The sequence below is a fragment of the Priestia sp. D51 genome, assembly GCF_053345675.1.
Window position 1 is genome coordinate 46,459 of record NZ_JBLTIR010000005.1, and the last position, 21,081, is coordinate 67,539.

Below are 21,081 nucleotides of genomic sequence, written 5' to 3' on the forward strand. Positions count from 1 at the left end.
TTGTTCTCTTATAGAGGACATTATAGACCTTATTTTTCTTTTTTACAAGGTTTACTGGCCATCTTTTCTCGTAAACTTGTTAAAAAAATTGGTATATAAAGATAAATGTAAATTTTTAAAATATTTCATTTTATTATCATAACATGGCTACCACTGTTTTTTAATAAAAAAAAGACAATTTCACTGAAATGAAATTGCCTTTTTCCATTATGATTTTTTCGCAAACGCTTCTTTATTTACAATTGTAATAGGAGACTCGTTTGTGAGCACTGCTTTAATGTTTTTTACGCATAAAGAAATCATTTCCATGCGCGTTTCGATACTCGCACTGCCGATGTGAGGAAGCGCTACAACATTAGGCAATTGAAGAAGAGGGTGAGAAGCAGAAATAGGCTCTTGATCGAATACATCCAAGCCAGCTCCGGCAATTTCACCTGATTGAATTGCATGTAACAGTGCTTGCTCATCAACCACTGCTCCTCTTGAAGCATTAATAAAAATCGCTGTTGTTTTCATCTGTTTAAATGCTTCAGCATTAAATAAATGTTTGGTTTCGTCCGTTAACGGTGTCAAACAAACAATAAAATCAGATCGCTCAAGCAGCTCATTTAACTCACAGTAAACTGCATCGAGCTTTTGTTCTGCTTGGAGGTTGCGGCTCCGATTGTGATACAAGATTTCCATATCAAAACCTGTAGCACGTTTCGCAAGCGTCTCTCCAATTTTCCCCATTCCAACAATACCTAATGTTTTATGATGAACATCTCTACCCGCTAACAAAAATGGGCTCCAGCTTTTCCACTGATTTTCTTTCACGTATTCAGCAGCTTCTACTAAACGTCTAGCTACACTCATTAACAAACCAAACGTTAAATCCGCTGTTGTATCAGATAAAACATCGGGTGTATTAGAAACGATAACTCCGCGTTCAGTTGCCGCTTCTATGTCAATATTATCGAATCCGACCGCTAAGTTAGCTACAAGCTTTAAATGAGGAGCTTGCGTAAGCAATTCACTGTCAATACGGTCTGAAAGCATTGTTAATAGAGCATGTGCGTGCTTAGCTTTTTCACAAAGCAGCTCATGAGGAACTGCCTCATCTTCTTTATCCCACATTTCCACATTCGCTACTGCCTTTAAAGGTTCAATTAATTCATTCGGTATTTTTCTCGTAATAAATACAAACGGCTTGTCCATATGTACGCCACCTCTTTATCCTTTTTAAACTGCATGCACAAAAACAAAATAGAAAAACGGGTTTGGATTATCCAACACCTATTTTTCTATTTTATCATATTCTATAGTAATCGCTTTTTAATGAATCCATGTTAATTCAGGAATGTGATAACGAGACGTTGAAATGCCTACCGACTGGTAAAAGCGCTTCAGAAAAGCTTCGTAGTGAGAAGAATGAGCTAATACTCCTTCAAGCTTCTCATAATACTTTTGTTTTTCCCGCTCATCTTGTACACTGTAGTATCCTTCAATGACCTCAAAATAATGAACGGGAAAAAGAAGTCTAGCATATAACAGTCTCCATGAAAAAGAAGAAAGTGGATTGACCTTTTCGTATTCACTTAAAAACTGATGCATGTGCCTTTCATCGACAGCGTATGTTAATAAATATTGTTCCCTTATATATTCAGCTATATCTCTGCTAGGGTGATCGAAAACCCAGTCTGCCGGGAGCTTGTAAACGTGGTCTTCCCCCCATGTTTTTTGGCCGAACCGATGATGACAAATCGTCGCAGCGTCAACTGACCGGGGCAAATCGTCAATTTCCGTGTCTACTAGGTATTGAATAGCATTTTCCGTTAATCCTAGGTAATAAGGAAAAGTTTCTAAAAAACGTTTTTCCATCTCTTGATTAGGTAAAGCACGTAATCTTCCATACCAAAATTGCTCCATCTGGTCGAGACGCTTCTCCCACATGGACTTCCATTGCCCTAGCCGGTTTGCTTTTTCCATTTCATAAGGAAACAGCCTCCCTTTTTGATGAAAAACAGCTAGCTCGTGCCCAGGTGAAAAATTGGGGTTTTTCTCTTCCGCAAGACATCGGCAAATGATAAATTTTTCAGTTTCAGTTTCTGTAATCATTTCTCCATTTAAATTAGGCATAAATGTTGCCACATGGCGATCACCTTGGCCCATCAGAAATTGACTCATTTGATATAGTTCATTTAACTCGTCTTGTTCCATTTGCTTTACATTAATGATTGTATATAAAATATCTCGATACTGAAAACCTTCAAATTTACCAACGGGCATAAATTCATTTGGACGTAATCCGTAATGCTCATAAATGGTTTGTATCATTTTAATCCCTCTCTTCATTCATTCAAGAAATTATATGATGGAAAACAACATTACTTGTCATAATATTTACGGAGGAATGAATAGATTAGAAATACACCATTTATAGTTATTTACTCCGGGTTAGTAGTATGAAACAACTTTAGACTTAAAAATATATAGAAAACAGGTGATGATACTTGGAGAAAAAACATACACAAAGTGAATTAGAAAAAAAAGCAAGAGAATGGTTAATAGAACGCGGCGTGGCTCTTACAGACATTGCTGAACTGGTCTATTACTTGCAAAAAAAGTATCACCCAAACTTAACAATCGAAGACTGTCTATATAACGTTGAGCGCGTCATTTCTAAACGAGAAGTTCAAAATGCTATTTTAACGGGTATTCAACTAGATGTCCTCACGGAAAAAAAAGTGATTGAGCCGCCTCTGTTGGATATTCTTGAGAAAGATGAAGGTTTATACGGTATCGACGAAATTTTAGCATTATCGATTGTAAATGTGTACGGATCAATCGGCTTTACCAATTACGGGTATATTGATAAACAAAAGCCGGGTATTTTAGAAAGATTAAATGATAAATCTACTGGAGAGTGCCACACTTTCTTAGATGATTTAGTAGGCGCAATTGCTGCCGCTGCTTCTAGCCGGTTAGCGCATCGGGCTGCCAGTCAAGAATAGGTTTTAAAAACAAAAAAAGCTGTCAATTGACAGCTTTTTAAATTCGCTCCATCCACTCTTTTAGTGAATCTACCGTATAAGTTGGCTTTTTCTCATATCCTTCTAGTAACTCTCTTGTTGTTACCCCTGTATGGACTAATAATGTATCTAAGCCTGCATTCATCCCTGCTAAAATATCTGTATCATAGTAATCACCAATCATAATTGTTTCTTCTTTTGGCGTACCGATGACTTCAAGGGCTTGCTCCATAATAATACTTTCTGGTTTACCAATAAATACTGGATTTGTTTGAGTAGAAACCGTAATAACGGACGTGATAGATCCATTACCAGGCAGTAAGCCTCTTTCAGTAGGAATCGCAATATCTCCGTTCGTCGAAACAAAAAAGGCCCCGTTTCGAACGTTTAAACATGCTTTTGCTAATTTTTCATATGTAATTTCCTGATCCAAACCAACAACTACGAAATCCGTATCTTCCTCTTCAATGGTAAATCCTTTTTCAAGCAACGCATGTCGGATTCCTTCTCCACCAATTACATAAGCTGAAGCGTTTGCTTTGCGTTCATGCAAATAATTAGCTGTTGCCTGGCTCGTTGTAAAAACTTGCTCTTCTGTTGCAGGAATGCCAAATGCCTCTAGCTTTTCAGCTACTTTATCGGGCGTTTTTGTTGAGTTGTTTGTTACAAATAAATAAGGAATTCCTTTTTCCTTTAATTTAATAACAAAATCACGCGCCTCGGCAATTAGCTCTGTTCCTTTGTACATGGTTCCATCTAAATCAATCAAATATCCTTTATATTCCTTCATGTTGTGTGATCTCCTTTCAAGTCTCATACTTGAAATCATAGCTTATTTTTTATACAACTACAAATTGCTTGCCTTTAGTTACGAAAAGCAGACACAGGTCCTAACTCTGTCTCTAGATATGTCCTTACGCGCTCTGAAAATGCCGCCAGCACGTCTTTATGCTGCATCACTTTTTGATAAATATCCTGATGATTAACATCCACATATTCTTGAACAAGGCTTTTACGCAATTGAACAATCTCTTTTAATGGTGTTTCTTCCTCTTTTTTAACCACTTTCTCATCAACTAAAATGTCAATGATATCATCGTAACTGCCTGGGTCTCTCATAATAAAACCATCAATCATTGCATTTCCTACATCTAAAACGTTTTCAATTAAAAGATGTACAATTCTCTCTAATGCCTTTTTCTCTATTTCTGTGTTCCAGCTCGAATGCTCAGCAAACAAACGAACGTGTTCATCAAAAAAAACAAGCGTGGCTTCTATTTTTTCACGATCTACAAAGTACATATTATTTCCTCCCTAGTTGTCAGCTCTGTATAAATCTTCTTTCATAAACAAACGGGGTTCCTGTTCTATTTTATCATGACCCATTATCCATTTGATAAATTCATTTTTGTTTTTGACCTTATTTGATATGATACAAATACAACCTATGAAAGGAGTATACCTATGAGCGAACGCTTTTATCTATATGACGATGTCGTCTCTACAAAGACCCGGTTTGTCAGCTTTATGGGCGAAAATCAACGATTTGATTTAGCTATTATCCAAACCGACCGTTATTATGGCAAACAAGTTGTTCTTGATATTCAAGGAGGACGCTTTGCCATTATTGGACAAGATGACCTTGAAGAACCCCACTATCTTGAAGAAGTATTTAAACTAAACAGCGAAGATGGTCAGGAACTTCGCGAATTTTTATATGAAATCATCTAAAAAAAAAGGCAGCGTGAAGGACAATTAGTGTCTTCGGCTTGCCTTTTTTTACTTATGGACTTTTTTTAAGACAAAATACACACAGCCAAAATTACAATATTCATGTAAATAATCTTGAAGCGTACTAATCTTCGTATCATACGTTGCCTTCTGGTTACGATCATCAAAAAAGCCTCGCAGTCGAAGCTGATTGTATCCCCAATCTCCCACAATATAGTCATAGCGGCTCAGCACGTCGATAAAGCGACCTCTAAACGCCTCTTCATTAAATGCCTCGCGCTCATCTTTTAATACTTCATAACAAATATTATTGATACAGACCATTGCTCACACCTCTTCTCTTAAAATTTACCATACCATAATTATGATGATGAAACCATCAATTAACATGAAATTTTTCACGTATAAGCAGCACTCTAATCCTGTAGGAGTTTTATCGTTATACCTACTGATCTTTTATGCTCCACATGAAGGTTCGCCGGTTTACCTGGCGTACGATATTTAACTACAGGAGGTGGAAATGGTGAAGAAATCTATTCTTGGAATCGCTTTAATAACAAGTATTTTAACCATTGGCTGTCAAAATAAAAACACAGCTGAAAATGAAAATTTATCACCAAACAACCCAGATGCCATTAATGTAAACGAGCCTAATCATTATTATAATCCAAATAATAATAGCGGCACAAATTATGGATATGTCCGATACACTAAAAACACAAATGAACAAAGTTCCAATATGAACCAAGTAGGAACATTTAACCGAGAGGAAGCAGCCGACAATATTAGTAAACTGAGCACCGCTATCCCAAATATTAAACAAGCCGCTACGCTAGTAACGGATAAAGATGTGCTTGTTGCTTATAAAACAGATGCTAAAAACAGGAATAACGCAGCCGATCAGGTAAAACGTACAGCTATGTCTGTAGTCCCTCGTTATTATCATGTATACGTCTCAGATAATCCGAAACAGATGGACCAAATCGAAAATATCAGTGAAATGAATACACAAACAAATGATGCTAGAAAACGAATCGATGCTGTTATTCAACAAATGCTAAAATCTCCCCAAGGGCGTAAAATGAACGGCGGAGAAGATGCAAATGGAAGAGAGAAAAACGAATTGAATGAACCGATGACGGACAAAGATATGGTGGAATAGACAAAAAAGTTGAGACGTAACTAAAAGAATGTAATCGAAAGACGAAGAAATGAGACACATGAGCTGAACCGCTTGTGACACCGCAGTTGATTTCCGTGCAAGGCTTCGCTTTCCGCGGGCGGCCGCTGAGCCTCCTCGTCGCTTGCGCTGCTGTGGGGTCTCACCTGTTCCGCTGTTCCCGCAGGAGTCTTCGCCTTGCCCTCCAATCAACTGCTAGAAGGAACAAAACAGATAAATTTTACGTTAACCGTAACAAAAAAAACGAACCACTAATCAAACAATTTGATTAATGGTTCGTTTTTCACTTCGGCTAAACGACTTTCGTCCCAGCCTCTTTTTACCTTATTTGCTTTCTTGTGCTTTGTTTTTGGCAGCAGCGTTAACTTGCTCATCTGCATGGTAAGAAGAACGTACAAGAGGACCTGCTTCGACATGGCTGAATCCTTTTGATAATGCAATTTCTTTTAGCTCTTCAAACTCATTTGGATGGTAATATTTCTGAACTTTTATGTGCTTTTTAGTTGGCTGTAGATATTGGCCTAGCGTCATAATATCTACATTGTTCGCACGCAAATCATCCATCGTTTCAATAATTTCTTCTTTTGTTTCTCCTAGACCAAGCATGATACTTGATTTTGTAGGGATATCCGGCTGCATTTCTTTTGCACGGCGAAGGAACTCAAGAGAACGCTCATATTTAGCACGAGCACGAACACGAGGCGTAAGGCTGCGTACTGTTTCAATATTATGGTTTAAAATATCAGGACGTGCGTCCATTACAATACGTAAGTTCTCTTCCACACCGCCCATATCAGAAGGCAATACTTCAATTGTTGTGAATGGATTTTTACGACGAATCGCACGAATTGTTTCAGCTAATACGCTTGCTCCTCCGTCTTTTAAATCATCGCGAGCTACTACTGTGATAACCGCATGTTTTAAGTTCATTAGCTGAACAGAATCTGCTACGCGTTCTGGCTCTTCTAAATCTAATTCTGTTGGTAAACCTGTCTTAACCGCGCAAAAACGACAGGCACGTGTACATACTTCTCCTAAAATCATAAAAGTTGCCGTACGACGAACAGCCCAACACTCATGAATATTCGGACATCTTGCTTCTTCACAAACTGTATGAAGGTTTTTTTCACGCATCATTTTCTTTAAGCCTGTGTAATTTTCGTTTGTGTTTAGCTTAATCTTCAGCCACTCGGGTTTGCGGACATGCTCTTCTTTTGTTGCCATATTATCAACTCCACCAATCTAGAAAATGTCTATAACCTATATGCTTAATTTTAACTACATATTAAAAACATAACTATATGTCACTTTATCATAAAAAAGTGAGATTCGACAAGTTGTCTGCTCTTTATTTTCCTCAGTTTTCTTCTATTTTCCATCCAAATGTGTGCGTTTTCATCGTCCGTATAATTTCCATTTATCTTCTGAATAAAATTCTTTTAAAAAGTTTTGAAGCGATTTCCATTAATTAATATTTATGAAATCTTTTTTCTCGCTGCAAACTAGTGTTACACACTATTTTTAGAAAGGGGGAAACACGATGCGCAAAACGATTATCTTACTTTTTATGTTCATGTCTGTATTCACAGGATGGCACCACGTAACAGCTGAATCTTCAGCAGATCAAGAAAAAATGCTTATTCAAAAGAGATTAGAGCTGTATAACCAAATGGAAGCCGCTACTACAATTCCTTGGTATTACTTTGCTGGGATTGACCAGTATGAACGAAATATTCGACGCTCTCATAAAGATATTCCAAGAGAAAAAGGTGCGATCGCCATTTATTATCCTCCAGAAAAATGGTCAGGTTCTTTAAATCCAAATTTGGAAGATACAAACCCACTTACTATTTCTCTTCTCGGGGGAATGGGTAAAGATGGGAACGGAGACAAAAAAGCAGACCAATTTAATGATGAAGATATGCTTTTTACCATGGCAGATTATATTCGGACGTTCGGGGTGTCCGAAGACTATATTAAAATTGCGCTTTGGAACTATTATCACCGGGCTAAAGCGGTTGATATTATTTTAGGGAATGCTAAAATTTTTCGCCATTACGGTCGCATTGATTTAAAAGGTTCTTCATTTCCTGTCCCTCTCCGTGCGAACTACAGTTATCGCAGTACATGGGGAGATGCGCGCGGCTGGGGTGGAAAACGAATCCATGAAGGAACAGACATTTTTGCAGATTATGGAGTTCCAGTAAAATCCCCTTGCTATGGCATTATTGAGCTTAAAGGATGGAATAAATATGGAGGCTGGCGAATCGGTATTCGTGACCTTCATAATAACTATCACTATTTAGCTCATTTAAGCGGATTTGCAAAAAATTTAAAAGTAGGACAAATTGTAGAACCAGGAACACTTATTGGCGGAGTAGGAAGTTCAGGTTATGGACCTCCTGGAACTTCTGGGAAATTCCCTCCTCACTTGCATTACGGAATGTATAAAGATAACGGCAAAAATGAGTGGTCGTTTGACCCATATCCTCAGTTAAGAACGTGGGAAAGAAATGATCGTTTAGAACTAAAGAAAAAATAAAAAAACAGGAAGCTAATGCTTCCTGTTTTTTTACCCTGATGGTTTACTTTCTTTTGCTTTTTTCACAGCATGAGTAATACTCGCGGCCAAGCCGCCCCATATGATGACCATCCCTACAACCATCATTGTAATTGAACTTCCATCCATTATTTAGAAACCCCCTTCTCTTTAACTGACAAACGAGTCGCCCCATCTTTCCATCGTGCAAAAGAAAAAGCAATTCCTAAAATAACAGCCAGAGCTGCCACGCCCCAACCAAAAGGACCTACAAAAGTCGTTGCATACTGCTCGTAATTTTCCGAAATATTTTTTCGGAAGTTATCAAACATCATATACCCAAGTACAAGCGGTGTAACTACTCCTAAACATATCTTCCACCATGATCCGATTCGAATATCAGAAACTTCGTTTGCATGCTGCTGAAGGCTGCTCAGCTTTTTAAATACCCAAGCAACTAATACAACTTCTACTAAGCCTGCTAAAGCAACTCCGAAGTTATTAATGAAATAATCGACCACATCTAAGAAATAAAGTCCGCCCTGTGTTGCAAATAATAGGGAGCAAATTGAAGCGATTCCTCCGCCTATTAATACGGATTTTGTACGTGAGATAGTAAATTTATCTTGAATGCCTGCTACAAATGTTTCAATAATTGAAATAAGCGACGTTAACCCTGCTAATGTTAAGGAAGCAAAGAATAACATGCCAAACAGCTGTTTAAAGGCTGGAAATTCATTAATAATTTGCGGGAAAACAACAAAGGCTAGTCCTACGCCTCCCTGAACCACCTTATCGATTGGGATACCTTGCTGAGTAGCCATAAAACCAAGTGCGCTAAACACACCGATTCCTGCTAGTAATTCAAAAGCGGAATTACCGAATCCAGTAATAAACGCATTATTAGTTAAATCAGATTTTTTTGGAAGGTAACTGGAATAAGTGATCATAATAGCAAAACCAACAGATAAACTAAAGAAAATTTGACCATATGCTGCAATCCAAACCTTTCCATCTCCAATTGCGCTCCAGTTTGGTTTAAAAAAAGCGTGCAGACCTTCCATTGCTCCGTCCAATGTTACTGCTCGAATGACAATGATTAAAAATAGAACAATTAGTGTTGGTAAAAAGATTTTATTTGCCGCTTCAATTCCTTTTTTGATTCCTTTTAATAACACACCTAACGTCACAATCCATACAAGTACAAGCGGAATTAAAACATGTAATACGATGCTTCCTGTTTGTCCTGGTGCTTCAGCTAACTTTAAGTAATCTCCATATAAAAACGCTTCCGTATCCTTTCCCCAGCTTAACTTAAATGAAAAGATAAAATACGACATCGCCCATGCGATAATAACGGAATAGTAAACTGAAATAAAAAAGGAAATAGCTACTTGCCACCAGCCTAGCCACTCAGCCTTTGGACTTAGTCTCGCTAATGATAAAGGAGAAGAACCTTTATATTTATGACCTATAGCAAACTCCATGATTAAAATAGGAATCCCTGCCGTCAACAAAGCAAATAAATAGGGAAGAAAAAATGCTCCTCCTCCGTTTTCATATGCAGTAGCTGGAAACCTCCATATATTCCCTAGTCCAATTGCTGAACCTGCTGCTGCTAAAATAAACCCTGCTCTTGATCCCCACTGCGGCCTATTTTCCACCGTAATTCCCCCTCTTGTTCTCTCCCTACTCTCTTTTTATCGCAGATCAACGAGAATTTTTATAATTTTTAGATTATTCTTTCTATAACTTCCTATCTCAAATTATAGAAGGGAGAAGATAGTATGTCAAAATATTTTTTATAGAAAATTCAGACAAATTAAACAATGAATAAAAGCAGGTATGAAAGTCTTTTTGAACTTCCGTACCTGCTTTTTCAATAATACTTTATCACGTTAATATAATATTGTTAATTTTTCTTCGGAAGTTCAATCGCCGGAGAAGACGAGTTTCCACCGTTAAAATAGTCAGGAACATTTCCAGGAATAACGGTGCCTCCGACTGGGATTGTAGCCGTAACGGTTGTTTTTTTAGTTGCAAATGGGATAATGATTTGCATGTTTACTTTCACTTTGATAGATACTTCAAGAAACGCATTATTTATTCCATACTCCTCGATTTTTCGCACTACGTCTGTTTGAACGTCACCAATAGCATGAAATTTAACCGGAATCAGCGGACCCAGATTTCCAAGCAGCGCATTATTAGTCGCTTGCCCAAGCGGAACTTGGTAGACAATTCCTTGATTCCGCAACTTTTCATTTTTTTCAATACGAATATCTGTTGGAAGTTCAAGTGCATCTAAATTCCCTTTCTCTGCTTCTTTTAAGTTAGCCTGGACAAATGACGTAGTTTGAGCTCTAACTCGGTTCACAAGCGCTGTGTCAATTTTGGCTACTTGACCGTTAGGTGTAGATTCCACTTTAATGACATCTACGTCGAGCTGATCGAGTACCTGTTTATTCACCGCTTTATTAATAACTAAAGTTGCAATCTCTTTTGTTTGTGCTTCAGCATATTTCATCAACGTTGGTTCAATCCCTCTATTAATTAGCCATAATCCTACCCCTGTGGAAAGCATAAAAAAAAGAAAGGTGAGCAACAGAACGTAACGAAAAGGAAGCGGGCCTTTTCTTGTTAATTTCCGACGAAGTTTAACCAAAAAAAATCCCTCCTTACAAGCTATATGTATGCATGTATAAGGAGGTTCACGCTTCTTTTAAAAAGTTTTATCTTAAATTCTCGACTATATTAAAGCATTTTCAATAAAGCATCTTTGCCAATTGTGCCTTTAAAAATCCCTCTTTTTTCAGCTTCAAGCGTTACAGATTCAAGCGGCGCTTCAAGAAGCTGCTCAATTGTACGTACACCTACAGCTCTTCCAGCTATTATTTGACGATCAGCTAATTTATCATTTAATAGACCTACATCTAGTGCTCCGCACATAATGTAGCCTTTATCTGATGAAATGGTTAACAAAGTTGTTTTTGGCAGCAATACGGTAACTGCATTAAACGTATGACCTTCAATTACGATAGGCGCTAAGGTAATCATAGTAGCTCACTCCTTTCTTAATCAATTTATGATTTTGAAAGAAAAAAGTGAGGTTTTACATATACTTTTCTACCTATTTAACGTTTAGAGTAATCCTTATACATTTTATAGACCTCGGTGCTAAAATTCGTTAAAAAAATCTAGTTGCTTAGGAGCTAAATTCTCATATTCAATATTTAATAAGCTCATGAGCTGTTTGGCATTATGTACAGCATCTCCGCCGGAGTTATTATTAAATAATAAGTAGATGTCCTTCGTTTGTTTTTGCAGCTTTTCAAGACGTTCTTTCCACTCTAGGAGCTCTTTTTCATTGTAGCGATACAAAAACCTTACCGCTCGCCAATTGCCTTCTGCGGGCTTATTCCAACCGTGTACGTTTCGTCCATGAAAACGTATAAGTGTTTTCTGTTTATCTGTAGCATGAATCACAGTGGGAATAGATCCTTCTCCTGCCTGCGGTTCATCACAAATACCATGAATCCACTTCTCTTGTTCCATAAACGTTAACGTTTTATCATAGAAAAACGGTTTAAACCAAGATTGATTTCGAAACTCCAGCGCTACTGGCAAATCTCCAAACTTCTCACGGCTATACCTCAAATAGGCTACGTTTTCTTTTGTACAGTCAAACCAAGGCGGCATTTGAAATAAAATCATACCAAGCTTATTTGAACTTACGTACGGCTTCACTGATTCTAAAAATGCATGAAACATTTCTTCTTTGCTATCAAACGGATTTCCTTCTCTCATATGCCCCGTCATGCCTTGATAGGCTTTTACCACAAAACGAAAAGATTCCGGCGTATCATTCACCCACTTTTCTACATTTGACTTAGGTTGAATGGCGTAAAAAGATGAATCGACTTCAACAATTGGAAAATGGCCTGCGTATACGGCAAGCTTGTCTCTTGATGAAACACCCGCTTCATATAATGAATCATGATCTCCCCAGCCTGTAACTCCAATATAAATCATGCCATTCCTCCTCTATTTTCTTAGATTGCTTTTCTTTATTTTAATACAAACGATACAAAAAAACTCGTTTGCTTAAACAGCAAACGAGTTTTTATCTATTATTAACCGATTGAACCTTCCATTTCAAATTTGATTAGACGGTTCATCTCTACTGCATATTCCATTGGAAGCTCTTTTGTAAATGGTTCAATAAAGCCCATTACAATCATTTCTGTCGCTTCTTCTTCAGAAATACCGCGGCTCATTAGATAGAATAATTGTTCTTCAGATACTTTTGATACTTTCGCTTCGTGTTCAAGTGAGATGTTGTCATTTAAAATCTCATTGTACGGAATTGTATCAGAAGTTGATTGGTTATCCATAATTAGCGTATCACACTCAATGTTCGCACGTGCACCTTCTGCTTTACGGCCAAAGTGTACGATACCGCGGTATGTTACTTTACCGCCTTGTTTTGAAATTGATTTTGATACGATCGTTGAAGATGTGTTTGGTGCTAAGTGAATCATTTTTGCACCAGCATCTTGGTGCTGTCCTTTACCAGCAAGGGCAATAGATAATGTCATACCGCGTGCGCCTTCGCCTTTTAAGATAACAGCTGGATATTTCATTGTTAACTTAGAACCGATGTTTCCATCAATCCATTCCATTGTTGCGTTTGCTTCACAAACTGCACGTTTTGTTACAAGGTTGTATACGTTGTTCGCCCAGTTTTGAATGGTTGTATAGCGGCAATACGCGTCTTTTTTGATGATGATTTCTACAACGGCACTGTGAAGAGAGTTTGTTGTATAAACAGGTGCTGTACAGCCCTCTACATAGTGGACGTGTGAGCCTTCATCAGCAATAATTAACGTACGCTCAAACTGTCCCATATTTTCAGAGTTAATACGGAAATAAGCTTGTAATGGTGTATCTACTTTTACGCCTTTTGGTACGTAAATGAATGATCCACCAGACCAAACCGCTGAGTTAAGAGCAGAGAATTTGTTATCCGTTGGCGGGATAACTTTTCCAAAATGCTCGCGGAAAATATCTTCGTTTTCTTTTAGCGCCGTATCTGTATCTTTAAATACGATACCTTGCGCTTCAAGATCTTCTTTCATATTGTGATAAACAACTTCAGATTCGTACTGAGCTGATACACCCGCAAGATATTTTTGCTCTGCTTCAGGAATACCAAGTTTATCAAACGTTTGTTTAATTTCTTCAGGAACTTCATCCCAAGAGCGTTCAGACTTCTCAGATGGTTTTACGTAGTACGTAATTTCATCAAAGTCTAAGCTTGCCATGTCTCCGCCCCACTGTGGCATTGGCATGTTGTAGAAGTGCTCTAGAGATTTCAAACGGAAGTCAAGCATCCATTGTGGTTCCTCTTTCATACGAGAAATTTCTTCTACGATTTCTTTTGTTAAACCGCGTTTAGAGCGGAAAATTGATACGTCTTTATCGGAAAATCCATATTTATAATCGCCGATTTCTGGCATTTTTTTAGCCATCTTTTATTACCCCCTACTTGATAGGATTGGGAATGAATGAAGGTCTTATTTTTGTTCGTTAAGACCTTTTTCCATCGCTTTCCACGCTAGTGTTGCACATTTAATACGCGCAGGAAATTTTGCTACACCTTGAAGTGCTTCAATATCTCCTAAATCTATACTATCATCATACTCTTTACCTTGCATCATGTCAGAGAAGATATGGGCCATTTTAAACGCTTTGTCTACTTCTTGACCTTTAATTGCTTGTGTCATCATTGAAGCTGATGACATTGAAATTGAACATCCTTCACCTTCGAACTTTGCATCCACCACTTTGCCGTCCTCTACTTTTAAAGAAAGTTCAATGCGGTCTCCGCACGTCGGGTTATTCATATGAATGTTCACAGTATCTTCATTCAATGTTCCACGATTACGCGGGTTTTTATAATGGTCCATAATTACTTGACGATAGAGAGTATCTAAATTATTAAAAGCCATTTGTAAAATACTCCTTCGTTTTTATTAATGATGACACCAATTTATCTACTTCTTCTTCCGTGTTATACAGATAGAAGCTTGCACGTGCAGTAGACGATACGTTTAAATATTTCATCAGCGGCTGCGCACAGTGATGACCTGCACGAATCGCAATTCCATCAGCGTCTACTACTGTTGCAACGTCGTGCGGATGCACATCTTCAATATTAAACGTCACAACACCCGCCCGCTCTTTCGGTCCGTAAATCGTAATTCCATCTACTTGCGATAAGCGATCCAGTGCATATTGCGCTAGCTTGTGCTCATGTGCTTGAATGTTATCTAAACCAACTTCTTCTAAGAAATCAATCGCTGCACCTAAACCAATTGCACCTGCAATGATTGGCGTACCTCCTTCAAATTTCCAAGGAAGCTCTTTCCACGTTGATTCGTATAAGTTTACGAAGTCAATCATTTCGCCGCCAAACTCGATTGGTTCCATTTTTTCAAGAAGCTCTTTCTTTCCATAAAGAGCGCCGATTCCAGTCGGTCCGCCCATTTTATGTCCAGAGAAAGCAAAGAAATCACAGTCTAAATCTTGTACATCCACCTTCATGTGAGGCGTACTTTGCGCACCATCCACAACCATTACTGCACCGTTAGCGTGTGCAATTTCTGCAATTTCTTTTACTGGGTTAATTGTACCCAATACGTTAGATACTTGCATAATCGATACAATTTTTGTGTTAGATGTAATCGTGCTTTTTACCTCTTCTAGTGAAAGTGCATGATCTTCTGTTAATGAAATATATTTTAACGTTGCACCTGTTTCCTTGGCAACTTGCTGCCAAGGAATGATGTTACTGTGATGTTCCATATAAGTAATCACAATTTCATCACCAGGTTTAAGATTCGCACGGCCATAGCTTGCAGCTACTGTATTAAGAGCTGTCGTTGTACCGCGCGTAAAGATAATCTCTTCCGTTGATTTTGCATTAATAAACTTACGAACCTTTTCACGAGCGCCTTCGTATCCGTCTGTTGCTCTTGTACCAAGCGTGTGAACACCTCGGTGTACGTTTGAGTTATATTCTTTGTAATACTTCTCAATTGCTTCAATTACAGCAAGCGGCTTTTGTGAAGTTGCTGCACTGTCTAAATAAACGAGTGGGCTGCCATTTACCTCTTGGTCTAAAATAGGAAATTGTTTACGAATATCAGAGATATTCATTATCGAACTTTCCTTTCAATTAAATCCGTTAATTGTTTTTTAACCGTTTCGATTGGCAACTCGTTTACCACTGGTGCTAAGAACCCGTGAATAACTAGACGTTCTGCTTCTGTTTGCGGAATACCGCGGCTCATTAAGTAGTAAAGCTGAATTGGATCTACGCGCCCAACAGATGCAGCGTGTCCTGCTGTTACATCATCTTCATCAATTAGAAGAATTGGGTTTGCGTCTCCACGTGCTTTTTCACTTAACATTAACACACGGGATTCTTGCTCAGCGTTTGATTTAGATGCACCGTGTTCAATTTTACCGATACCGTTAAAGATTGAAGACGCGCTTTCTTTCATAACGCCGTGTTTTAAAATGTAGCCTTCAGAATGTTTTCCGAAGTGTACGATACTTGTTGTTAAGTTTTGAGACTGCTCTCCACGTCCAACTGTTACCGTTTTTGTATCTCCATATGAACCGTCGCCCATTAGATACGTTGTATTTTCTGAAACTGTATTTCCTTCACTCATTAAGCCTAAAGCCCACTCAATGCGACCATCTTTGCCCGCTACGCCGCGGCGGTTCACATAAGTAGTTGTACCTTTAGCTAAGTAGTCAACAGCTCCAAACGTTACTTTTGCATTGCTGTTAGCGAATACTTCCGTCACGATATTGACAACACCGTGTGACTCTTCAGCAGTAGCAATGTAGTTTTCTACATATGTTACTGAGCTGTTGTCTTCAGCTACAACAATAACATGGTTGAATAAAGCTGCTTCTTCATCTTCACGGACAAATACAGCTTGAAGAGGCTCTTGTACTTCTACATTTTTAGGAACGTATACAAATACCCCCCCGTTTAATAACGCTGCGTTTAATGCAGTTAAACGGTGCTCATCTACTTTAACTCCGTCTTTCATGAAGTACTTCTCAACAAGGTCGCTATGCTCTTTAGCAGCTGTTTGAATATCTGTGAAGATAACGCCTTGAGATTTTAGCTCTTCTGTTAACGTTGAGTATGCAGCTGTTTGGTCACGCTGAACATATAGATTCTTAACCGCTTCTGTATCAATCAGTGCTTTAACCACTTCTGGAAGCTCGTCTACAGATGAGATTGTGCTTGCCTGTGAAGTGTGCTTGTCAAAAGCAGTAAAGTTCCATTTCGAAATGTTTGTTTTATCTGGCTTTGGAAGTGCAAGATCTTCTGCTTTCGCAAGAGCTTGTAAGCGAAGATCTAGCAGCCAACTTGGTTCATTAGCTTCTTTTGAAAAGCTGCTGATGTACTCTTGATCAAATGGTAATTTCGTATCAATAGTCATAGAGATCCTCCTAACTCTTAAGCTTCTTGCTCTACAGTTTCGTCTTCAATACCTAATTCTTGTTTGATCCAGTCATAACCTTCTGCTTCTAGACGCTGCGCTAATTCTGGTCCGCCTGATTTTACAACACGACCTTGCATCATAACGTGAACTTTATCTGGTGTAATGTAGTTTAATAAACGTTGGTAGTGAGTGATCATTAAGCAACCAAACTCGCTGCCGCGCAGTTCATTAATACCTTTTGATACAACTTTTAACGCATCGATATCTAAACCAGAGTCGATTTCATCTAAAATTGCAATTCCTGGTTGAAGCATCATTAATTGAAGAATTTCGTTACGCTTCTTCTCACCGCCAGAGAAACCTTCGTTTAGGTAACGCTGAGCCATGTCTTGATCCATTTCTAAGAAATCCATGTTTTTGTCTAATTGACGGATGAATTTCATTAGTGAAATTTCTTCGCCTTCTTCACGACGAGCATTAATTGCTGAACGTAGGAAGTCTGCGTTTGTTACCCCGCTGATTTCACTTGGATATTGCATCGCTAGGAATAGACCTGCACGAGCGCGCTCATCTACTTCCATCTCAAGTACATCTTCGCCGTCTAGCGTGATGCTTCCTTGTGTAACCTCGTATTTAGGATGTCCCATGATTGCTGAAGATAATGTTGATTTACCAGTACCGTTTGGTCCCATGATTGCATGGATTTCGCCGCCCTTAACTTCTAAATTAACACCTTTTAAAATTTCTTTACCTTCAATTGCAACATGAAGATCTTTAATTGTTAAAGTTGACCCTGCCATATTAAAACCTCCAGTTATAGACGTATATAGTAAAAAACGATATACCTATATCTTTTTAATTATTCTCATTTTATTCTCATTACAATCTTATAACAAATGAAAACTTATAGCAACCTTTTGACCCAAAAGGTTTTAAACCATTATGTACGTTTTTTAAGACTAAATCCACTCATAAAAAAGTTGCCTTAAAAGACTCGATAGAGCCTTCTAAGACAAGCTTTTTACCCACTTTATTTACTTAGTGCGTGTGGCTAGTCAGTTCTGAAACACACTCTTGGACAAGCGTAACGGACTGACTCATCGCTGCGCCTCCGCCAAATGCCGCTGATACTCCGCATGCTTCTAAAATTTCTTGCTCAGTTGCACCTTGATCAATGCAGCCTTTTGTATGATAAATCATACAGTACTCGTCTTGAGCTACTACGCTGATTCCTAGCGCGATTAACTGCTTTTCTTTTTTAGAAAGAGAACCTTCTCCAAAACATGCTTCAGTAAACGCATTAAACGTTTTTGTTACTTCCGGCAATTTTTCGCTAAATTTCCCAACACCCATTTTATAATCATGAAGTGCTTGCTCAGTTGAATGACGTGCTTCTTGCTGCATAACGTCAGCTCCCATCATCAGTAAAGTTTTCACGGTTAGTATGCGTGAGAAAAATAAGAGTTATTCGTTTTGATGCATACAAAAAAGCACTTGCCCAGAGTGGGCAAGCGCTTTTCTTCTATTATTTATTTACCGGCAATACTCCGCCTTTGTATTTTTCTTTAATGTAGTCTTGAATTTCTTTAGAGTGAAGAACTTTTACTAAAGCTTTCACTGTACCTTTATTTTCGTCACCTTTGTGAACCGTAATGATGTTTGCATATGGGTTGTTTTCTTTGCTTTCCACTGCGATTGGATCTTTTACTGGATCTAAACCAGCATCGATAGCATAGTTAGCATTGATAACAACAGCGTCACCTTCATTGTTTTTGTACATTTGAGGTAACAATCCGCCTTCAACATCGGCTTTAAATTTTAAATTCTTAGGGTTTTCTACAATATCTTTAATTTGTGCGTCTGTTTTCTTTACGCCTGGTTTTAATTTGATCACGCCAGCTTTTTCAAAAATCGATAAAATACGTCCTTGCTCTGCTACTGCATCACGCATAATAACTGTGCCGTTTTTCGGAAGATCTTTTAAGCTTTTGTATTTTTTAGAGTAGATACCAATTGGTTCAATGTGAATGGCACCGGCACTTACGAAATCATACCCTTTTTCACCTTTATGATCTTTTAGCACTGAATTCATATAAGGAACGTGCTGGAAGTAGTTTGCATCAATTTCATTGTTTGCAAGAGCTGTGTTCGGTAAGATGTAATCTTGGAATTTTTTAATCTCTAAATCAATTCCTTGTTTTTCCAAAATAGGTTTTGCTTGTTCTAAAATTTCAGCATGAGGCGTATTAGATGCACCCACGACAATTTTCTTTTCATCTTTTGATCCATTGTTAGATCCACACGCCGCTAATCCTACTACTAGCGCAGATGTTAACGCTAAAGCTGAAAGCCATTTTTTCATAATAAATAATCCTCCCTTTATCTTTTATCAATTTTTGCAGTAATCGCATCTCCAATAAGTTGGATAATAAATACAATAATCAAAATTAAGATCGTAGCGGCTAGCGTTACGTCATTATGACTGCGCTGGAATCCTTCTAAATATGCAAGGTTTCCAAGACCTCCAGCTCCAATCACACCCGCCATTGCCGTATAGCCTACTAACGCAATGGTTGTTACTGTCAAACCGGAAATCAAAGCTGGTAGCGATTCAGGTAACAGCACTTTAAAGATAATAGTGCTTGTTGTGGCTCCCATTGATTTAGCAGCTTCAATAACACCCTTATCAATTTCACGCAGACCAATTTCTACAAGACGCGCATAAAATGGTGCTGCTCCAACAATTAAAGCCGGTAACGCTGCATTAGCGCCTAAAATACTTCCTACCAATGCTTTGGTAAATGGAATCAGTAAAACAATTAAAATAATGAATGGAATGGAACGAAAGATATTTACAACCGCCGACACAATGGCATATAAAGGTTTGTTTTGCCAAAGCTGTCCTTTGGACGTTAAAAATAAAAGCAGGCCCAATAAAATACCTAGAACAAATGTGGCTACAACTGAAATAGCCGTCATATATAGTGTTTCATTTGTCGCTTGAATAAAATCATCTAAAATAACGTTTGGAAATAGTTTCTCAAGCATTTGTCATTACCTCCACTTCTACCTGCTGCTCATGAATGTATGCAATGACTTTTTCAACTTCTGTTAATTCTCCGTCTAAATGAACGAACAGCGTCCCGTATGAACCTGTTTGTGTATGAGAAATCTTTCCTTGCAAAATATTAATCGTTACATCAAACTGTTTTAAAATCGTTGTAATGAGCGGTTGCTCTGCTTTTCCGCCAACAAACGTCAGCTGAATAATTTGCCCGCTTGGATACAGCTCTTTTACTTGTTCAATCGTTTCAAACGTTTCCTCTGGTTCAGAAATCTGTTGAACGAATCGTTTTGTAATCGGCTGCTTAGGTTTTCTGAATACTTCTAGCACTTGTCCTTCTTCTACTACTGCCCCATTTTCCATAACGGCTACTCGATGACAAATTTTACGAATGACGTGCATTTCATGAGTAATCAATACAATGGTTAACCCTAGCTTCTCATTAATATCTACTAACAGATCTAAAATAGAATCTGTCGTTTGAGGATCAAGCGCTGATGTTGCTTCATCACAAAGCAATACTTTTGGATTGTTCGCTAGCGCTCGAGCAATCCCAACACGCTGCTTTTGTCCGCCGCTAAGCTGTGATGGATAAGCATCTTCACGCCCTTCAAGCCCGACTAGCTTAATAAGTTCGTCTACTCGTTTCATTCTTTTTTCTTTTGAAATCCCTGCTATTTCTAACGGAAAGGCAATATTTTCTCGTACCGTACGCGACCACAAGATATTAAAGTGCTGAAATACCATACTAATTTCTTGTCTAGCTTTTCTGAGTTTTCCGCCTTTAATTTTTCCCATATCATTACCTGCTACTTCGACCGTTCCTGTCGTTGGTGTTTCTAATCCGTTTAGCAAGCGAATCAAAGAACTTTTCCCCGCTCCGCTATAACCAATAATTCCGTAAATTTCACCTTGGTTAACGGTTAGATTCACATTATCAACAGCTGTTACTTGACCGCTTTTGGCCTGATAAATTTTTGTAACGTCTGTTAATGTAATCATATTTCTTCACCTTCTTTAATAAA

24 protein-coding genes are annotated in these 21,081 nt (G+C 38.2%); 4 read left to right on the plus strand and 20 right to left on the minus strand.

Going from position 1 to position 21,081, the window contains the following annotated elements; translation table 11 throughout:
- Window positions 1-207: 207 nt before the first annotated feature.
- Both ACNHOZ_RS19940 and yutH read right to left on the minus strand, forming a co-directional pair.
- On the minus strand, window positions 208-1,197 hold the full coding sequence (locus ACNHOZ_RS19940; RefSeq protein WP_168761556.1) for a 2-hydroxyacid dehydrogenase: 990 nt from the start codon (window positions 1,195-1,197) through the stop codon (window positions 208-210).
- Window positions 1,198-1,314: 117 nt separating this feature from the next.
- A complete protein-coding gene (yutH, locus tag ACNHOZ_RS19945) occupies window positions 1,315-2,316 on the minus strand; it encodes a spore coat putative kinase YutH (protein ID WP_447697278.1) in 1,002 nt (333 codons plus the stop codon).
- A 176-nt stretch (window positions 2,317-2,492) separates the two neighbouring features.
- Here yutH and ACNHOZ_RS19950 point away from each other — a divergent pair, with 176 nt between their 5' ends.
- Window positions 2,493-2,993 carry a phosphatidylglycerophosphatase A family protein gene (locus tag ACNHOZ_RS19950; RefSeq protein ID WP_013059631.1) on the plus strand — a complete coding sequence of 167 codons (501 nt, stop codon included), beginning with the start codon at window positions 2,493-2,495 and terminating at the stop codon, window positions 2,991-2,993.
- Window positions 2,994-3,030: 37 nt separating this feature from the next.
- Here the strand turns inward: ACNHOZ_RS19950 and ACNHOZ_RS19955 are convergent, their stop codons facing one another.
- Together ACNHOZ_RS19955 and ACNHOZ_RS19960 are read right to left on the minus strand one after the other, a co-directional pair.
- On the minus strand, window positions 3,031-3,801 hold the full coding sequence (locus ACNHOZ_RS19955; protein WP_013059632.1) for a TIGR01457 family HAD-type hydrolase: 771 nt from the start codon (window positions 3,799-3,801) through the stop codon (window positions 3,031-3,033).
- A gap of 74 nt (window positions 3,802-3,875) precedes the next feature.
- Window positions 3,876-4,313, minus strand: coding sequence for a DUF86 domain-containing protein (locus ACNHOZ_RS19960; protein ID WP_013085332.1), 438 nt, complete (start codon window positions 4,311-4,313; stop codon window positions 3,876-3,878).
- Between the two features lie 162 nt (window positions 4,314-4,475).
- Between ACNHOZ_RS19960 and ACNHOZ_RS19965 the strand changes: the two genes are divergently transcribed.
- A complete protein-coding gene (locus ACNHOZ_RS19965) occupies window positions 4,476-4,742 on the plus strand; it encodes a DUF3055 domain-containing protein (RefSeq protein WP_033580450.1) in 267 nt (88 codons plus the stop codon).
- A 48-nt stretch (window positions 4,743-4,790) separates the two neighbouring features.
- On the opposite strand, the gene ACNHOZ_RS19970 is transcribed toward ACNHOZ_RS19965, so the two are convergent.
- Window positions 4,791-5,066 (minus strand): YutD family protein, encoded by a 276-nt coding sequence (locus ACNHOZ_RS19970; protein WP_447697279.1) that lies wholly within the window; start codon window positions 5,064-5,066, stop codon window positions 4,791-4,793.
- Window positions 5,067-5,262: 196 nt separating this feature from the next.
- On the opposite strand from ACNHOZ_RS19970, the gene ACNHOZ_RS19975 reads away from it, so the two are divergent.
- On the plus strand, window positions 5,263-5,904 hold the full coding sequence (locus ACNHOZ_RS19975) for a YhcN/YlaJ family sporulation lipoprotein (RefSeq protein WP_033580449.1): 642 nt from the start codon (window positions 5,263-5,265) through the stop codon (window positions 5,902-5,904).
- Window positions 5,905-6,246: 342 nt separating this feature from the next.
- Here ACNHOZ_RS19975 and lipA read toward each other — a convergent pair whose 3' ends face one another.
- On the minus strand, window positions 6,247-7,146 hold the full coding sequence (lipA, locus tag ACNHOZ_RS19980; protein WP_013059637.1) for a lipoyl synthase: 900 nt from the start codon (window positions 7,144-7,146) through the stop codon (window positions 6,247-6,249).
- Between the two features lie 316 nt (window positions 7,147-7,462).
- Between lipA and ACNHOZ_RS19985 the strand changes: the two genes are divergently transcribed.
- Window positions 7,463-8,464 carry a M23 family metallopeptidase gene (locus ACNHOZ_RS19985; protein WP_305120079.1) on the plus strand — a complete coding sequence of 334 codons (1,002 nt, stop codon included), beginning with the start codon at window positions 7,463-7,465 and terminating at the stop codon, window positions 8,462-8,464.
- A 30-nt stretch (window positions 8,465-8,494) separates the two neighbouring features.
- Here the strand turns inward: ACNHOZ_RS19985 and ACNHOZ_RS19990 are convergent, their stop codons facing one another.
- The 14 genes from ACNHOZ_RS19990 to ACNHOZ_RS20055 form a co-directional block, all read right to left on the minus strand.
- Window positions 8,495-8,611, minus strand: coding sequence for a methionine/alanine import family NSS transporter small subunit (locus ACNHOZ_RS19990; RefSeq protein ID WP_221833766.1), 117 nt, complete (start codon window positions 8,609-8,611; stop codon window positions 8,495-8,497).
- Window positions 8,611-10,125, minus strand: a complete 1,515-nt coding sequence (locus tag ACNHOZ_RS19995; RefSeq protein ID WP_028412627.1) for a sodium-dependent transporter — start codon at window positions 10,123-10,125, stop codon at window positions 8,611-8,613. The genes ACNHOZ_RS19990 and ACNHOZ_RS19995 overlap by 1 nt, the downstream gene beginning before the upstream one ends.
- Window positions 10,126-10,373: 248 nt before the next feature.
- Window positions 10,374-11,126, minus strand: coding sequence for a sporulation protein YunB (gene yunB, locus ACNHOZ_RS20000; protein WP_034264201.1), 753 nt, complete (start codon window positions 11,124-11,126; stop codon window positions 10,374-10,376).
- Between the two features lie 89 nt (window positions 11,127-11,215).
- A complete protein-coding gene (locus tag ACNHOZ_RS20005) occupies window positions 11,216-11,518 on the minus strand; it encodes a YunC family protein (protein WP_013059641.1) in 303 nt (100 codons plus the stop codon).
- A 120-nt stretch (window positions 11,519-11,638) separates the two neighbouring features.
- The gene (locus ACNHOZ_RS20010) at window positions 11,639-12,493 is read right to left on the minus strand and encodes a DUF72 domain-containing protein (RefSeq protein ID WP_048021828.1); all 855 of its coding nucleotides are present in this window, start codon (window positions 12,491-12,493) and stop codon (window positions 11,639-11,641) included.
- Between the two features lie 101 nt (window positions 12,494-12,594).
- Entirely contained in the window at window positions 12,595-13,992 is a 1,398-nt protein-coding gene (gene sufB / locus ACNHOZ_RS20015; protein ID WP_013059643.1) for a Fe-S cluster assembly protein SufB, read from the minus strand.
- 45 nt (window positions 13,993-14,037) lie between these two features.
- Window positions 14,038-14,472 carry a Fe-S cluster assembly sulfur transfer protein SufU gene (gene sufU / locus ACNHOZ_RS20020; RefSeq protein WP_013085338.1) on the minus strand — a complete coding sequence of 145 codons (435 nt, stop codon included), beginning with the start codon at window positions 14,470-14,472 and terminating at the stop codon, window positions 14,038-14,040.
- Window positions 14,462-15,682 carry a cysteine desulfurase gene (locus tag ACNHOZ_RS20025; protein WP_013059645.1) on the minus strand — a complete coding sequence of 407 codons (1,221 nt, stop codon included), beginning with the start codon at window positions 15,680-15,682 and terminating at the stop codon, window positions 14,462-14,464. Before ACNHOZ_RS20025 ends, sufU begins: the two co-directional genes overlap by 11 nt.
- Window positions 15,682-16,989 carry a Fe-S cluster assembly protein SufD gene (gene sufD / locus ACNHOZ_RS20030; protein ID WP_028412089.1) on the minus strand — a complete coding sequence of 436 codons (1,308 nt, stop codon included), beginning with the start codon at window positions 16,987-16,989 and terminating at the stop codon, window positions 15,682-15,684. Before sufD ends, ACNHOZ_RS20025 begins: the two co-directional genes overlap by 1 nt.
- A 17-nt stretch (window positions 16,990-17,006) precedes the next feature.
- Window positions 17,007-17,792 (minus strand): Fe-S cluster assembly ATPase SufC, encoded by a 786-nt coding sequence (gene sufC / locus ACNHOZ_RS20035; RefSeq protein ID WP_013059647.1) that lies wholly within the window; start codon window positions 17,790-17,792, stop codon window positions 17,007-17,009.
- A gap of 238 nt (window positions 17,793-18,030) precedes the next feature.
- Window positions 18,031-18,396, minus strand: coding sequence for a carboxymuconolactone decarboxylase family protein (locus tag ACNHOZ_RS20040; protein ID WP_016765828.1), 366 nt, complete (start codon window positions 18,394-18,396; stop codon window positions 18,031-18,033).
- Window positions 18,397-18,517: 121 nt separating this feature from the next.
- On the minus strand, window positions 18,518-19,354 hold the full coding sequence (locus ACNHOZ_RS20045) for a MetQ/NlpA family ABC transporter substrate-binding protein (protein ID WP_255906084.1): 837 nt from the start codon (window positions 19,352-19,354) through the stop codon (window positions 18,518-18,520).
- Window positions 19,355-19,371: 17 nt separating this feature from the next.
- Window positions 19,372-20,040 (minus strand): methionine ABC transporter permease, encoded by a 669-nt coding sequence (locus ACNHOZ_RS20050; protein ID WP_016765829.1) that lies wholly within the window; start codon window positions 20,038-20,040, stop codon window positions 19,372-19,374.
- A complete protein-coding gene (locus tag ACNHOZ_RS20055) occupies window positions 20,033-21,058 on the minus strand; it encodes a methionine ABC transporter ATP-binding protein (protein WP_255906086.1) in 1,026 nt (341 codons plus the stop codon). The genes ACNHOZ_RS20050 and ACNHOZ_RS20055 overlap by 8 nt, the downstream gene beginning before the upstream one ends.
- Between the last annotated feature and the right edge of the window lie 23 nt (window positions 21,059-21,081).